The sequence below is a fragment of the Vibrio sp. R10-SG-ISO4 genome, assembly GCF_059834135.1.
Map to the genome: position 1 here is coordinate 245,423 of NZ_JCBDHJ010000016.1, position 14,437 is coordinate 259,859.

The 14,437-nt window shown below is 47.4% G+C and carries 15 protein-coding genes; 7 read left to right on the plus strand and 8 right to left on the minus strand.

Annotation, left to right across the window (positions count from 1 at the left end):
• Window positions 1-83: 83 nt before the first annotated feature.
• The 3 genes from AC6R03_RS10620 to AC6R03_RS10630 are packed head-to-tail and all read right to left on the minus strand — an operon-like array spanning window position 84 to window position 1,085.
• Complete coding sequence (locus tag AC6R03_RS10620) at window positions 84-281, minus strand: hypothetical protein (protein ID WP_500630450.1); 198 nt, start codon at window positions 279-281, stop codon at window positions 84-86.
• A gap of 33 nt (window positions 282-314) precedes the next feature.
• The gene (locus tag AC6R03_RS10625; RefSeq protein WP_334552359.1) at window positions 315-479 is read right to left on the minus strand and encodes a DUF1328 family protein; all 165 of its coding nucleotides are present in this window, start codon (window positions 477-479) and stop codon (window positions 315-317) included.
• 60 nt (window positions 480-539) lie between these two features.
• Entirely contained in the window at window positions 540-1,085 is a 546-nt protein-coding gene (locus AC6R03_RS10630) for a BON domain-containing protein (RefSeq protein WP_500630449.1), read from the minus strand.
• 351 nt (window positions 1,086-1,436) lie between these two features.
• Here AC6R03_RS10630 and AC6R03_RS10635 point away from each other — a divergent pair, with 351 nt between their 5' ends.
• Window positions 1,437-2,780 (plus strand): sigma-54 dependent transcriptional regulator, encoded by a 1,344-nt coding sequence (locus tag AC6R03_RS10635; protein WP_500630448.1) that lies wholly within the window; start codon window positions 1,437-1,439, stop codon window positions 2,778-2,780.
• A 110-nt stretch (window positions 2,781-2,890) separates the two neighbouring features.
• Here the strand turns inward: AC6R03_RS10635 and AC6R03_RS10640 are convergent, their stop codons facing one another.
• Window positions 2,891-3,436: a TetR/AcrR family transcriptional regulator gene (locus tag AC6R03_RS10640; RefSeq protein ID WP_500630447.1), complete on the minus strand. Its 546-nt coding sequence runs from the start codon at window positions 3,434-3,436 to the stop codon at window positions 2,891-2,893.
• Between the two features lie 87 nt (window positions 3,437-3,523).
• Here AC6R03_RS10640 and AC6R03_RS10645 point away from each other — a divergent pair, with 87 nt between their 5' ends.
• Window positions 3,524-4,597: an alcohol dehydrogenase family protein gene (locus AC6R03_RS10645; RefSeq protein ID WP_500630446.1), complete on the plus strand. Its 1,074-nt coding sequence runs from the start codon at window positions 3,524-3,526 to the stop codon at window positions 4,595-4,597.
• Between the two features lie 51 nt (window positions 4,598-4,648).
• On the opposite strand, the gene AC6R03_RS10650 is transcribed toward AC6R03_RS10645, so the two are convergent.
• Window positions 4,649-5,563 carry a LysR family transcriptional regulator gene (locus AC6R03_RS10650; RefSeq protein ID WP_500630445.1) on the minus strand — a complete coding sequence of 305 codons (915 nt, stop codon included), beginning with the start codon at window positions 5,561-5,563 and terminating at the stop codon, window positions 4,649-4,651.
• A gap of 115 nt (window positions 5,564-5,678) precedes the next feature.
• Between AC6R03_RS10650 and AC6R03_RS10655 the strand changes: the two genes are divergently transcribed.
• Window positions 5,679-6,434, plus strand: a complete 756-nt coding sequence (locus tag AC6R03_RS10655; protein ID WP_500630444.1) for an SDR family NAD(P)-dependent oxidoreductase — start codon at window positions 5,679-5,681, stop codon at window positions 6,432-6,434.
• An 80-nt stretch (window positions 6,435-6,514) separates the two neighbouring features.
• Here the strand turns inward: AC6R03_RS10655 and solA are convergent, their stop codons facing one another.
• From solA to AC6R03_RS10670, 3 genes are all read right to left on the minus strand, one after another.
• Window positions 6,515-7,642 (minus strand): N-methyl-L-tryptophan oxidase, encoded by a 1,128-nt coding sequence (solA, locus tag AC6R03_RS10660; RefSeq protein ID WP_500630443.1) that lies wholly within the window; start codon window positions 7,640-7,642, stop codon window positions 6,515-6,517.
• Window positions 7,643-7,999: 357 nt separating this feature from the next.
• Entirely contained in the window at window positions 8,000-8,836 is an 837-nt protein-coding gene (locus tag AC6R03_RS10665) for a Fe(3+) dicitrate ABC transporter substrate-binding protein (protein ID WP_500630442.1), read from the minus strand.
• A gap of 41 nt (window positions 8,837-8,877) precedes the next feature.
• The gene (locus AC6R03_RS10670) at window positions 8,878-11,001 is read right to left on the minus strand and encodes a TonB-dependent siderophore receptor (protein ID WP_500630441.1); all 2,124 of its coding nucleotides are present in this window, start codon (window positions 10,999-11,001) and stop codon (window positions 8,878-8,880) included.
• A gap of 238 nt (window positions 11,002-11,239) precedes the next feature.
• Between AC6R03_RS10670 and AC6R03_RS10675 the strand changes: the two genes are divergently transcribed.
• The 4 genes from AC6R03_RS10675 to AC6R03_RS10690 form a co-directional block, all read left to right on the plus strand.
• Window positions 11,240-12,235, plus strand: a complete 996-nt coding sequence (locus tag AC6R03_RS10675; protein WP_500628676.1) for a FecCD family ABC transporter permease — start codon at window positions 11,240-11,242, stop codon at window positions 12,233-12,235.
• Window positions 12,232-13,200 (plus strand): iron chelate uptake ABC transporter family permease subunit, encoded by a 969-nt coding sequence (locus AC6R03_RS10680; protein WP_500628677.1) that lies wholly within the window; start codon window positions 12,232-12,234, stop codon window positions 13,198-13,200. The genes AC6R03_RS10675 and AC6R03_RS10680 overlap by 4 nt, the downstream gene beginning before the upstream one ends.
• Window positions 13,200-13,964, plus strand: a complete 765-nt coding sequence (gene fecE / locus AC6R03_RS10685; RefSeq protein WP_500630440.1) for a Fe(3+) dicitrate ABC transporter ATP-binding protein FecE — start codon at window positions 13,200-13,202, stop codon at window positions 13,962-13,964. Before AC6R03_RS10680 ends, fecE begins: the two co-directional genes overlap by 1 nt.
• 106 nt (window positions 13,965-14,070) lie before the next feature.
• A partial coding sequence (locus AC6R03_RS10690; RefSeq protein WP_500653662.1) for a PepSY domain-containing protein occupies window positions 14,071-14,437 on the plus strand: 367 nt, incomplete at its 3' end.

Here is a 14,437-nt window from a genome sequence, read left to right on the forward strand (position 1 = left end):
TCCCTCTAGGGAAATAAATTTATTCTAGACTAAAAAAGGGAGGTTAACCCTCCCTTTTTGCTTACTAAAAATTAAGAAAAAGATTAACAATCTTCATCTTCAGCCTTCAGATCTTCTTTAATATTCTCACAGCTGTCTTCAATGGCATTTTGAGTGTCTTGTACGGCCTCATCCATTTTTTCACCGGCTTTTTCCATCGGACCTTCTTCACTGCAAGCCGCTAAGGTAAACATTAATCCCAGTGGGATTACCCATTTCATAATAGAGTGATTGTTTTTCATATTTCGCCTTCCTATGTCAGTTATCAATTTTTATTAACGTCTACTTGTAAAGTACATCACCAAAGAAACAATCAGAGACAAAACAAACAAATAGAAGATAAGTTGTGCGATAGTGGCTGCAGCACCTGCAATGCCTGTAAACCCTAAGAGTGCAGAAACCAACGCCAACAGCAGGAAAATAAATATCCAACGAATCATCACAAACTCCTTATTGGAACGTATTGCATTAACGTACGGGATTTGAATGCGATGACGTTTCTATTGAACAATTTCTAGCTTGTCGATAACGCGTGTCACATCATTGGTGTTGCTGGCAATCAAGATAGCCAGATCGTGTTCGGCGTCAGAACTCACTTGTCCGGCGAGCGTCACTGCTTGCTCTTGCGTGGTAACTTCTATAGCACTGCCACTGACGTTGGTATCCAACAGTAAGCGGGTTTTGACAATTGCGGTGATTTTTGTGTCTGTCATCGCTTCGAGTGTCTCTGAAGTAGCGTCGGCAGGCGTCTCAGAAACCGTGAGCTTATTTTCTACCGATTTGACACCATCTAGACCAGAAACAAGCTCCTGTGCGAGGGCCCTTTCCAAATCGTTGTTAACAGAACCTGTGAGCGTCACCACACCTTCATTAACATCCGTGTTGATATCAAATGAATTGAGGTTGCTATTTAGAAGTAGTGTTGTTTCTGCCTTCCCATCCAACCAAGCATCTTTTGCCTCTTCTTGCCAATTATTTTCCGCATATACGGCTGTTGGAACGGAAATCAATGTCGTTAAAGCGATCGCTGTGGCTAATTTATTCATTGTTACTCTCCATAATTGACGTTGCTAATGAGTGTTCACTTTTGCCACTGTCACGTTGCAAACCTCACGCCAAAAACGTAACCATCTGAATATTAACGATTTAGATTATTTTCCTAGCAATACCATCTTTCATAAGTCGAAAGGTTTTGAATTATTTACACACCGCACATGTAATATTTTAGTGTTCACTTTCACCAGCGATCGTTTACTGCACAAGTCGTTGAACTCAACTCATATTGTTTCTGGTTCGGTTATTTTCGTGTATTTGAATGAATGATGACATTCGCATTCCTTGTACCTATACAATAATGCGCGTACATTGACTCTATCAAAGTAAAAAGGACAACGTTTATGTCGCTTCCCACTCTGCTTATCCAGTTGTCTGATCCCCAATTAAGCGACATGATTCATTCCAGTACTGAGCTGTCGAATTTTAATGTCACCCTCTGCTCTCACACAGACGATTGGATTACACTACTCGAAGATAAACAGCCCGATGTTGCATTGATTGAAGTCACGCAGCTTAACCACGACGACTACCAACGTCTTCGTACTCGAGATCTGTTCGACTCGATGGAGATCATTTTGATTAGCTCAGGCGATCCGCATGACAACATCGATGCCCTCCCTCATCTAGGCGCCGTTTTCCATTATAGAAAACCGGTTAATGTGTCCGTCCTAAATGAAACTTTGCGTGAAATCAGCCAGTTCTATCAGCAAAGTCAAACCAAGGGCGAAGCCATTACCACCAGCGACTTAGACCAGTTTGGTCTGTTGCTCGGCTCCTCTTCGCAAATGCACGAACTGTACAGGACACTGCGTCGCGTCGCTCGAACCGAAGCGAATGTCCTTATCGTTGGCGAAAGCGGCTCTGGTAAGGAGCTGGTCGCTCAAACTATTCACCTTGCGAGCAAGAGGAAGCAGCAACCGTATATTGCCATTAACTGCGGAGCAATTAGCCCAGAACTCGTCGACAGTGAGTTATTTGGGCATGTAAAAGGGGCGTTTACTGGCGCAAATAAACCGCATGATGGTGTATTTAAGCAAGCACAAGGCGGTACTTTGTTTCTTGATGAAGTGACTGAAATGCCGATTGAGCATCAGGTTAAGTTATTGCGCGTCCTTGAAACAGGAGAGTATCGTCCCGTTGGAGACAGCAAAGTTCACATCGCGAATGTGCGTGTCATTGCCGCCACAAACCGTGATCCTAAAGAAGCCATCGAGCAGCAACTCTTTCGCGAAGATCTCTATTTTAGGCTTTCTCATTTCCCCATTTACGTCCCACCACTTAGAGAACGTGGGAATGATATTGTCGGCCTAGCGAAGCATTTCATTGCTCACCGCAATGCAAATGAAAACCAAGTAAAAACCATTCTTGACAGTGCGCTTGATAAAATCGCCGCTAGCCAGTGGCCTGGTAATGTGAGAGAGCTAAAACATACCATAGAGCGCGCTTTCATACTGGCCGATGACGTCATTGGTGAAGAGCACCTAGTGTTTGATGCGCCTCCACTAGAAACAGGGTCCCCCATCGAAAACCTCGTCCCCGCAGGCGTTGCACTGGAAACGCTAGAGAAAGCCGCTATCTTGAATACGCTTGAAGAAACTGAGGGCAATAAAACTGAGTCGGCAAACAAACTCGGTATCAGTGTCAAAACGCTCTACAACAAGCTTGAAAAATATCAAGATGAATAGATAAACGCAGGCCGCGAGCGCTCTTTGGAAAAATTCATCTTAAATCTGCAAACAGAGCTGTTAGAAGTCACCGTTAATCAAAATAGTGTTCAATGTTCCTACTGCATCCATTAGCGGGCATCGTTCAAGAGTTGCAAGACATGGTCGACGGTTTGATCCCAGGTGTGAGATGGCAACTCCAACGCAGAAGAAGCGGTGATCCCTTCATAAATGAGCATCAATAAGGCCGAAAGGTGAGGTCGTGATACGCCATCTTGCTGGAGTCTAGTGTCAAAATCCTCGCTAAGGCGGCGCTTATAATCGCGGACATAATCTACGATGTCATCATGTTTCCCTTGATACTCAGCCAGAGCATGTAGGTAAAAACAACCACCGTGATCTTGCTGCTTGTGCCAATGGCGTAACGCAAGAAAAGGGACTAAGGCCTTAAAGGAATACTCTGCTTGCAGCTCCACTTCTTGTAGGCAGGCCCAATAGCGCGCTTCCCTTTCCTTCATAATCGCGAGGATCAACGCCTCTTTGCTCGGGAAATGCTTATATAACGTACGCTGGGTAGTATTCGCGCATTGGGCAATCTTGGCAACGCCAGTTCGATGAAAGCCCTCGTGATAAAACAATTGCTCAGCAGCGTTCAGCACATCGTCTCTTTTTGACATTGACACTCCAAGATGAAAGTATAGTGATCACTATACACACAATATCAAGTATCGATCGCATTGCAAGAAAAAACAGGGGAGCGACCTATGGAGCCAGAGAAAACCATGAAAGCCATCGTCACTACCGCTCAAGGTGGTTTGGACAAATTGGAGTACAAAGATGTACCGATGCCGACACTTCAACCCGGCGAGGTACTGGTCAAAGTGCTTGCCGCCGGCGTAAACAACACAGAAATCAACACACGTATGGGTTGGTATTCACAAGACGTGACTGGCTCAACGGACGACATGGCGAACCAGAAGCAGTTTAGCTCACTGTCTGATGGAGGTTGGAGCGACGCCACACCTTTTCCATTAATCCAAGGGACGGATGCATGTGGGATTGTAGTCGACGCCTTCGATGTAACGAATCAATCACTGCTCAACCAACGCGTTTTGGTTCGTCCCTGCATCCGAAAACACGGTTTTGACAGCCTAGACAACATCTGGATGGCCTCGGATTTTGATGGTGCTTTCGCTCAGTACGTCAAAGTACCCGCCACTGAAGTCTTTACCGTTCAATCCAGTTGGAGTGACGTCGAACTGGCAAGCATTCCCTGCGCCTATGGTACTGCGGAGAATATGCTGCATCGTGCACAAGTTTCGCGCTCTGATACCGTGCTTGTAATAGGAGCCTCTGGTGGCGTAGGTTCAGCCGCTGTTCAATTAGCAGTACGTCGTGGTGCTAAAGTCATCGCGGTCGCTTCAAAAGCTAATCATTCTGCCATCCGGGCACTGAAGGTTTCTCAGGTCTACGACCGAAACGCAGACTTACCAAGCATTCTTGGTGAAAACAGCGTTGATGTTGTGATTGATAACGTCGCCGGCGACAAATTTGGTCAACATTTAGCGCTGCTCAAACGTGGCGGCAGAATCGCTACCTCAGGCGCAATTGCAGGACCTATCGTCAACATTGATTTGCGTAAGCTCTACCTCAAGGACATCACACTAATAGGCACGACAGCATGGGATGAACCTGTCTTCGCAAACTTAATTGGTTACATTGAGCGAAATGAAATTCAACCTTTAGTCGCGAAGACGTTTCCGCTTAAAGAAATTGCCAACGCACAGACGGAGTTCTTACGCAAACGACATTTTGGTAAGTTTGTGTTGATCCCTTAACAGGGTCATATTTGGTATTTATGCGTTATCACATGACAGGAACTCATTGGTCTAAGATTGATTTTGAGTTCCTGTCAATTCTTCAAACAGCGTCGCTAGCCATTCGATAAAGGTTCGAACCCTCTTAGGTTGCTGACGACGAGACTCATACATGATTGAGATAGGCATAGCTTGACAGGTCCAAGGCTTGAGCACTTCCAGCAGTTCGCCACTTTCTATGTAGGGTTCTACGCCATACCTAGGCAATTGAATGATGCCCAAACCATTCAGTCCCGCTGTAAGATAAGCTTCCGTGGTGGCGACTGATACCCGATGGTTTACGAATAGACGTCGCTCACCATCTCCAGCAATATATTCAAACTCGCTCGAAATGCGCCGTCCATCAGGGCAATAACCCACAACAAAATGTTCGGATAAGGTTGACACATGTTCTGGCAATCCATAGCGCTGGACATAGCTGGGGCTAACACAATTTATCATGGCCATTTCGCCTAATCGGCGAGCAATTAGACTGCTATCGTTAAGAATCCCTCCTCGAACAACGCAATCTACCTGCTCTTCTATCGGGTTTATTCGCCTGTCTGCGCCTAAAACATCAATTTTCGTGTTTGGGTGCATAGAGAACCATTGTGATAGCTGTGGCGCAACAAACGAAGTAAAAAAACGACTTGGCATATCGACCCGGATCACCCCATTTAGCCCTTCACTTTGCGATTGAAACTCACTCTCTAACGCATCTAATTCAGTGAGTAAACGGAGACATTCTGAAAGATATCTCTCTCCAGACTCGGTGAGGCTGATTCGTCTTGTACTGCGTAGAAACAGGCGAGTCTTCAAATGCTCCTCTAGACGACTGATGGATTTAGAAATAGCAGACTTAGGCACATTAAGCTCTTCTGCTGCTTTAGTAAAGCTACCTAACCTTGCCACTGAGGTAAAACGGCGCATTGACTCTATTGTATCCACACCCAGTTTGTTCCTTTTATTTGAACAGTTAGTTCTAATTATCGATATTTTTCACAACAATTAAAGCAACTATTCTCGTTGATATTGTTACTGTTAACAGAAGAAAGGGATAACCATGAACAAGATTGCTATTATCACCGGAGCGAGTCGCGGCATAGGTCGCAGTGCCGCATTACATCTAGCACAACACAATATCGACATTATATTCACCTACCAAAGTCAGGCAGATGCAGCGAAGAGCCTAATTGAGGAAGTCTCTGCATTAGGGCAAAAAGCAATCGCTCTGCAACATGATGTGCGTAATATTGCTTGTACGGCTTTACTGATCGATGAAATTCGCCAAACACTCGATACTGAATTTCATCGCGATTCGTTCGACTACCTTCTCAACAATGCTGGAACGGGATTAAATAGCGCCATAGAGTCAACCAGTGAGGAGGAGTTCGATGATATGTTCGCCATTCATGTCAAAGGGCCATTCTTCTTGACACAAGCACTTTTCCCGCTCATTTCAGCTGACGGACACATTGTTAACATTTCAACAGGGTTAACTCGTTTCTCGTTCCCGGGATACGCGGCGTATGCGATGGCAAAAGGTGCAGTGGAAGTAATGACCCGATACATGGCCAAAGAGTTCGCATCTAAGAGAGTGAGAGTTAACACACTCGCCCCCGGCGCCATAGCGACGGATTTCAGAGATGGTTCCAACCGTGACAGTAGCGAAGCACGTTCGATGATTGCCAACATCACCGCGTTTCAACGAGTGGGTGAACCCGAGGATATTGGCAAAGCGATAGCGGCACTATTCAGCGATGACTTTGGTTGGATAACCGGCCAACGCATTGAAGCTTCAGGCGGCATGCTCCTTTAACCTAATAGCGCTCAACGATAGTCATTAAAATCGTAGAGCGCTATTCACCACGCAATAGCAGAAAAATGTTTTCTGTAGTTTTACACTGAGAATCGTTCAAGTGAAAACATTGAAATGTCGTATTGCGTCTGCCCATTGGAGGCAAGCTCACTTAACATCTCCCCTATCACGCTCGCAAATTTGAACCCGTGACCAGAAAAGCCCGCCGCAATCAGTACATGAGAATGCTGAGGGTGCCTGTCGATGATGAAATTCTCATCTTCTGTCATACTGTACATACATGTTTTTCCGTACATTAAATTGCCAACATCTGGCATCACTGCGGCTAAGAAACGCTCCAAATCATGGCTATCATGCACACTGTCATAAGGCTCTATGTCCAAGTTAGGATCTTGCGCTTGCCCACCATCATGACGTCCAACTTTGAGGCCCGCTTGGTCAATACTCGGGAAACCGTAATAGATGCCTTCTGGTGAATCAAAAGAATACGCTGGAAAATGATCTTGTCCATACTTTGTCTCCTCAGCTTCAAACCAAGCGAAGGTTTTTCTGGTCGGTTGCATCGGCAAGGTCAAATTGAGTTGACGAAGTATCTCTGCTGACCAAGCGCCTGCTGAAACAATCAACCGGTCAGCAGAGATCACTGTCTCTCCAGAAGTGAGTGTTACGCCTGACTCATGGATGTCTATACTATCAACGCCGTGGTAAGTCAGTAGCTCAGCACCGTGCCCAATGGCTAGGGTCCGATAGGCGCGAATACACGCTTCACAGCGCAATACGCCCGATGTGGATTCGAAACAGCCGATATAGTTGTCTGGTAAGGTAATGCCGGGGAAGCGTTCACTTACTTGCGAGGCATCAAGAATATCGAGAGGTAACTGGTACTTAACGGCACTGGCAATAAGGGTTTGAATAAATGGAGAGTCCCGCTCTCCCATATTCAGAACGCCGGTGTTAAGAAATAACGACTGGTTGGATTCTTGCTCCAACTCCTGCCACAAGTCTTGCGCTCTAAGCGCGAGAGGCACATAAGCCTCTCCTTCACCATACGCGTGGCGAATAATTCGGGTTTCACCATGATGGCTGGCATTGTGGTGGGGAGGATCCCCGGCATCCAACAAAATGACTTTCTGTCCTTTTTTCGCCAGAAAATAACCAGCGGCCATGCCCATAGAACCTGCCCCGACGATAGCAACGTCATACTTCACTATTCACTCCTTGACGCGCGCAAAGCGGCTTTGTAGACGCATGCGCTGTTTGTTATGCAAACCATTGTTTCAGCCAATGAGTCAAACATCAAGACAAGGAACCTTAACCTACACTGGTGATGAGCGGCGAAGACTTACTTGCCGTGCTGTAACAACCAGTTGTAGTTGTGCAGCAACGTTGGCTAGCAAGAGACCGATTGCTCTTTTTCTCCATGCAGTCCAAAACCATGCCCTCCGCGCTCAAAAAGGTGCATCTCAACCGCGACGCCCTGATGCCGTAGTGCTCGCCAATAGTGAAGGCTGTTGTTGACAGACACTGAGTCACATCGCTGACACTCAATCAACCTACACCGAGGCTCAATCCTGTAGTGATTTTGCCATCGCCTTCTCAAGATCACGGACGATAGCTTCAGCTGCTAAGATGCCTCGATTAAGCGACCACACCTGCGGAGAAACCTCGATAGTCTGCTGATTACCGCTAATATTCAACAACCTAAAGAGCGGATTATCTTGCCATTGGTCAAGTAGCGTTGTTGTCGAGCGTTTACTGAAAAACAACCAATCTGGATTGACTTTCAACAACAGCTCAAAATTTGCCTCGACGAGATGGCTCTCGGTCAGTTCAGGCATTGCGGGTTGTAACCCGAGCTCAGACAACAAGCTACCGGTGTAGGACTGAGGGCCATGTAACCACATCCCTCGATCATTCACGTTAGCGAACTGTACGTTACCTTGCCCTTGAAAACGCCCTCGATGGGCCTCAATGAACGCGCGATGTTGAGCGAGCCTTGCTTGCATCTCCGATGCTTTACCAACAGCCTGCCCAATGGTCAACGCCGAGTTCAAACTATCTTGGTAACTTTCACCGCGACTTTTTAACAGTAAGGTCGGCGCGATGGCATTGAGATCATCTAAACTGACTCGGTGACGGTACGCATCCGCGATGATCAAATCCGGTTTCAATTGGGCAATCACCTCTAGATTGGGTTGAGACCGTATTCCAACCGATGTCCAAGGCTGAATACGTTCTCTCACTTGAGGAATAATTCGCTCTGGATCATGATCATCGGCAATCCCAACGGGGGATATTCCCACCACCGCCAGTGCATCCACAAAAGAATACTCCAATGCAACAATCCGCTGCGGGTACGCCGCTTCATTGGTGCCTCTGATATTTGCTTGTAATGTGCTCACACACAGTACAAGCAGCACACCCATTATATTGGCCAATCGCATCAAAATTGACCCGTTAAGCTCAGTGTCACTTCGCGAGGATCACCTGCGTAAATACGATGGCTGTCCGTGCCTCCAACGTAGTACGTTTCATCAAATACGTTGGCGAGATTGAGCGATACTCGGTAATCCGTCATCTCATATTGAACACCGAGATCCACGGTAACATAAGCAGGCAACGCCACTCTCGAGCTCGGATCTTCGCTAGTGTATCGCGCACCTTCATAATTCGCACCGAGTGTGGTTCCCACGACACCGCCCGCAATCTGATAAGGGAAGTTATATTTAGTCCAAACATAGGCGTCGTGGTAGGCCGACATCGGGGTGCGACTTCCTTCTATCGTCTCATCAGCATTCGCTGCAATTCTTGAATCAACATAGGCATAACCAAGCTTGACTTGCCAGTTGTCCACGGGCTGCATTAGCAGTTCCGTTTCAATCCCTGTACTACGTACTTCACCAAGCAATTCATAATCGCCGTTGTCGTTTTTCTCAACCACGTTCGATTTTTCAATGTCAAAATAGGCCAGCGTCCATTGGCTGCCTAATCCCATCAAGTCGGTTTTTAGACCAATTTCGTATTGACGTCCCTCTTCAGGATCAAACGCCTCATCACTGGCGCTTTTCTTTTCTACACTATTGGGATTAAAGCTCTCTCCATAACTCGCGTAGAGCGATGATCGAGCTGCTAGCTTATAAACAACGCCAGCTTGCGACACCCATGCATCCGTGGATTGAGTATCTTGAGTTGACTTACTGATGTAATCGAAGTCTACGTCTTGGCGCATGTAGCGCACGCCCGCCATCAGCGTCCAGTCGGGAGTAAGGTAGACAGTATCTTGAAGATAAGCACCGTAGTTGGTGTAGTCGGTAATGCGATGATCCACGTTATACGCACTCTCATCACGCTCTGTGATATCGATGGGATCGAAAAAGTCTACACTGCTCGTCGCGTAGGTTTCACGCAAAAAATCGCGCTTTTCTAAGCCGATATTGGTACCAATCAGCAGTTGATGCTCAATATCGCCAAGCCAAATACTGCCTGTGCTCCTCGCATCAATAAAATGATATTCACGCTTATTGACTTGATCTCTATCTCTCACGGTAACCGACTGTGACGTGTCTTTTACATCACGTGTCTCGTAGAGATGACGTGAGTCTTCATGCCACACACTGCGCCAGTCAAGGGTAAGATCAAAGGCGCGAGTCAATGCGGTATTAAAAGTGGCGAACGCCACAAGTCCCTTATCTTCGTCTGTGTCATCCGCTGATTGATAATGGGTATCCAGCGAAGCAATCTGTTTGATGTCGTTATTGAGGACAGCCAGTCCGTTGTCTGCCACACGCTGCTCAGACTGAAGCTCTAAGCCAAAGGTGAGCGCTGTGGCCGTTGACGGTTGATAGGTTAAACTGGGGAACAGATAATAGTTTGTCTGATCGACGTCTTGACGATACGAGTCGGACTGCTCACCACTCACAATCATTCGATACAACCATGTTTTGCTGCTGTTAAGTGGCCCTGTCGAATCGAGCGTACCGGTAAATCCATTATTCTCGCCAACGCCACTGACCTCTGTGAGGTAACTACTTGCAGATACGTCGTACGTAACGGAAGCAACCTCTTGCGGTTTCTTAGTAATGATGTTGACCAGCCCACCCGGCTGTATTTGCCCATAAAGTATCGAAGCGGGGCCTTTGAGGATTTCAACACGCTCAACGTTCGCCGTTGTAGGAGAGCCGAAACGAGACGCTAATCCAGGCAGGCCATTCACTTGAATGGTATTTAAATCTGCGGGCATACCTCGGAGTGTAAAGCTATCTGCGTCTACCCCAGAGCGGCTTAACCCTGTGGTATAGCCATAGGCATCATCCAGCGTATTGGCGCGGATATCTTGAAGAAATTGTTGGTTGATGATGTTAACCGTATGCGGCGTTTCCAACGGATCCACATCGGTTTTGGTCGCGGTATTGACGCTAGGGTCGAGATACGAATTTTGTTGACCGACGATGACCACAGTGTCGAGTTCAGCTGTCTCGTCGCTAGAGCGGTCTTGTGCCATCGCAACCGAGGTAACGCCTAGCGAGAGGGCCAAGCATTGAGTGATAGTATTTGCAGCAAATTTCATAGATGAGATAAAAACCTTACATGTACGCGCTTATGCGCTTTTTGTTGTCGTGATCGTGCTCGACTGGCTCGTCAGCCGGCAAGATATGCGCATGGTAATTATTATCATTAGCATTGCAACTCAAAATACAGCTTTTATAACTATTTTTTATTTATCTAATGATGAAATTGATTGTAATTATCATAACGGTTACACTTCCGCGCTTCGTACAATCGTCAATAGAATGGAGTCACTCCCCATGTTGACTTCTAAGCAGATGGTTTGGCTGTGTTTTTCGCTCACCTTGTTGAGTGGAGTGAGCTACTCTGTCATCGCGTGGTCTAGTTTCCCTCTCAGCGTGATTGACCTTTGGTATTCCATGAGCACCAGCCCATCACCGAGTATTGAGCAACAAATCATTCGAACAATACGCATCCCTCGCGTCTTATCTGGCATGGTGATCGGCGCAAACCTCGCTGTTGCTGGACTGCTGATGCAAGGAATAACGCGAAATCGACTCGCCTCTCCTTCTGTACTAGGGATTAACTCTGGTGCGGCTTGCGTCATGGCACTTGGTGCTCTCAACCTACCTATACTGTCTGAATTTCCCAGTATTCTGCTAGCAGGTATCGGCGGTATGCTAAGCGGTGCAACCGCCATGTTGTTAGGTGGCGTGTTTAGCTCTCGCTCCAGTCCCCTAAAATTGGTGCTTGCAGGTATTGCGCTTAATGCCTTGCTGATAGGTCTCACGCGTGCTTCTGTGATACTTGTCGACGATAACGCTTATACGATCATCACTTGGCTTGCGGGTTCCATCTCCTCTTTGGGTTGGAAGGAATGGCATACTCTATGGCCAATCAGCTTAGTTGGGCTAACGATGGCCGTAACGGTGAGTCGTCACTTAAACCTTATTGCCCTAGGTAACGAGTCAGCGATCAGCCTCGGTATCCACATCCCTAGAACCCAAGCCATCACGAGTATCGCTATCCTATTGCTCACCGCATCAAGTGTTGCCGTCGCAGGGCCGATTGGATTTGTTGGCTTGCTGATTCCACACATGGCAAAACGCTTAGTCGGCAGTAACTACGTCGTGTTAGTGCCCGCTTGCGCACTGCTCGGCGCAGCGCTAGTCACGTGGGCAGATGCTTTGTCACGCTCTATCGCTTTTCCCGCAGAAACGCCCGTTGGCGCTATCACAGCACTGATTGGTACACCCTGCTTTATCTACCTCGCTATTCGTCACTCAGATTCATGAACAGACTTGTATTTTTTTCTCTCTCTGCCATCTTGATTAGCTTGATCGCTGTCAGCCTAATTGCCGGCGCAACGCATTTATCCGCTGTTCAAGTGGCGCACACTCTGATCTACGGGGGAGAGTACGACTTTGTCGTTAACCAATATCGATTGCCCCGTGTCATTTTAGCGATCGGTGTCGGCGCGGGCTTGGGGTTGTCGGGTGTCTTGGTTCAAGGGATCATTCGTAATCCATTAGCTTCTCCTGACCTCATGGGCATCAGTGCGGGAGCGGGGCTCGCAGCGACCGCATTGATGGTGTTTTTTCCACAGGCACCTAATCACTTGTTATCTTTGTCTGCACTGTTTGGTGGCATGAGCGCTGCGGCAATCATCTACATCATCAATACAACCACTCAACCCACACCAACAAAATTAGCCCTTATTGGCGTGTCGATCAGCGCTTTCCTTGCCAGCTTGATCGACTTTTTGATGGTGGTACATCCAATGGAAATAAATACTGCTATGGTTTGGCTTACCGGCAGCTTGTGGGGTCGGAACTGGACACACGTTCCCACTATTTGGTTCACATTAGTGGTGTTGGTCCCCTATGCATTCTGGCTCGCTTGGCGACTCGATATTCTCGGTTTAGGCGACGACAGTGCCACCTCTCTCGGTGTCACCCCCACCAAACTGCAGTGGAGAGCACTGCTCTGCGCTGTCGTTTTGGCAAGTCTTAGCGTATCCATCTGCGGTACCATCAGTTTTGTCGGCTTGTTGTCACCCCACCTTGCGAAAATGCTGTTTGGTCATCAGCATAAAGCCTTGATTCCCGGCGCAGCGCTCATTGGCGGCTCACTTGTTCTTGCCTCTGACACACTGGCCCGCGGTCTGCAGCCACCAATAGAGCTACCCGCAGGTGTCTTAACCTCTTTGATTGGTGCGCCTTATTTCATTTATTTGTTGCAACGTTATAAGGGCTGGTAATGATTACAGTACACAACCTGAGCGTCGGATACGGCGACACCACGATAATCAACAATCTGAACCTTTCGATCCCCAAAGGACGCATCACTGCCCTAATTGGTCCAAACGGTTGTGGAAAATCCACGCTGTTAAAAGCACTAGCTAGGATACACAAACCCATGCACGGTGAGGTATTACTAGACGGAACCGCTTTATCATCGTTTGGGGAAAAGTCCCTGTCCCAGCGGCTCTCACTACTGCCGCAAACTCTCCAAAGTCCCGAAGGGATAAGCGTTCAACGACTGGTTGAATATGGCCGTTCCCCCTACCTTTCACATTGGGGCAGACTCAATGCCCATGATAAAGCGCTGGTTCAGCGCGCAATGGAGCAGACCGGCATTTCAGACCTCGCGCCTGTGCCTCTTTCAAGCTTATCAGGAGGACAACGACAACGTGTCTGGATCGCTATGATCCTTGCCCAAGACACCGATGTCGTGATGTTGGATGAGCCGACGACTTACTTAGATTTATCCCATCAGATTGAGCTAATGAAGCTGATGAGAGAGATGAACAACCAAGGGAAAACAGTGGTTGTGGTGCTGCACGATCTAAATCAAGCATGCCGCTACTGCGACCATTTAGTGGTGATGCACCGAGGTGAGGTCGTCTCTCAAGGTTCACCGAAGGATATCTTCACCCCTGAGTTACTCAAAAACGTATTTTCACTCAACGCACACGTCTTACCGGATCCTATCGCTCATACGCCAATGTGTGTCGCGTGCTAAATACGCCAACAATATCAATATAAAAACAATAGACCGATATAACACAAGTACACGCCACCATCACCAATGTCGTCGCTGTGAATAAAGCAGCCAAAAGGAAATCGCTATGTCGTCAAGCTCGTTAGAAGCGAAGAGCGCTCAATCTCATCACATTAAATCACGCTACTTTATGACTTGGCGTTGGCATTTTTATGCCGGGCTTTTTGTCATCCCATTTTTGATCATACTCTCGCTCACCGGTCTCATTATGCTGTTTGATGAGGAGATCGAATTCGCGAGGTACGAGTCAATATTAGCCGTTGTACCGGAACATCACACCACCTCTCTCACCCAGCAGATGGCCAGCGTCAACGCCGCTTTTCCTGATGCAACCATCACCCAATTCTCGCCTGCTCGCAGCGACGATACCGTCAATCGTTATTCGCTTGAAACACAAGATGGTCGCTCATTAATAGTCGCAGTGAATCCATACT

Excerpts from the sequence above, each read along its gene's own strand:
- AC6R03_RS10620 (WP_500630450.1), bottom strand. The coding sequence starts at position 281 with ATGAAAAACAATCACTCTATTATGAAATGGGTAATCCCACTGGGATTA.
- AC6R03_RS10625 (WP_334552359.1), bottom strand. The coding sequence starts at position 479 with ATGATTCGTTGGATATTTATTTTCCTGCTGTTGGCGTTGGTTTCTGCA.
- AC6R03_RS10630 (WP_500630449.1), bottom strand. The coding sequence starts at position 1,085 with ATGAATAAATTAGCCACAGCGATCGCTTTAACGACATTGATTTCCGTT.
- AC6R03_RS10635 (WP_500630448.1), top strand. The coding sequence starts at position 1,437 with ATGTCGCTTCCCACTCTGCTTATCCAGTTGTCTGATCCCCAATTAAGC.
- AC6R03_RS10640 (WP_500630447.1), bottom strand. The coding sequence starts at position 3,436 with ATGTCAAAAAGAGACGATGTGCTGAACGCTGCTGAGCAATTGTTTTAT.
- AC6R03_RS10645 (WP_500630446.1), top strand. The coding sequence starts at position 3,524 with ATGGAGCCAGAGAAAACCATGAAAGCCATCGTCACTACCGCTCAAGGT.
- AC6R03_RS10655 (WP_500630444.1), top strand. The coding sequence starts at position 5,679 with ATGAACAAGATTGCTATTATCACCGGAGCGAGTCGCGGCATAGGTCGC.
- AC6R03_RS10670 (WP_500630441.1), bottom strand. The coding sequence starts at position 11,001 with ATGAAATTTGCTGCAAATACTATCACTCAATGCTTGGCCCTCTCGCTA.
- AC6R03_RS10675 (WP_500628676.1), top strand. The coding sequence starts at position 11,240 with ATGTTGACTTCTAAGCAGATGGTTTGGCTGTGTTTTTCGCTCACCTTG.
- AC6R03_RS10680 (WP_500628677.1), top strand. The coding sequence starts at position 12,232 with ATGAACAGACTTGTATTTTTTTCTCTCTCTGCCATCTTGATTAGCTTG.
- fecE (WP_500630440.1), top strand. The coding sequence starts at position 13,200 with ATGATTACAGTACACAACCTGAGCGTCGGATACGGCGACACCACGATA.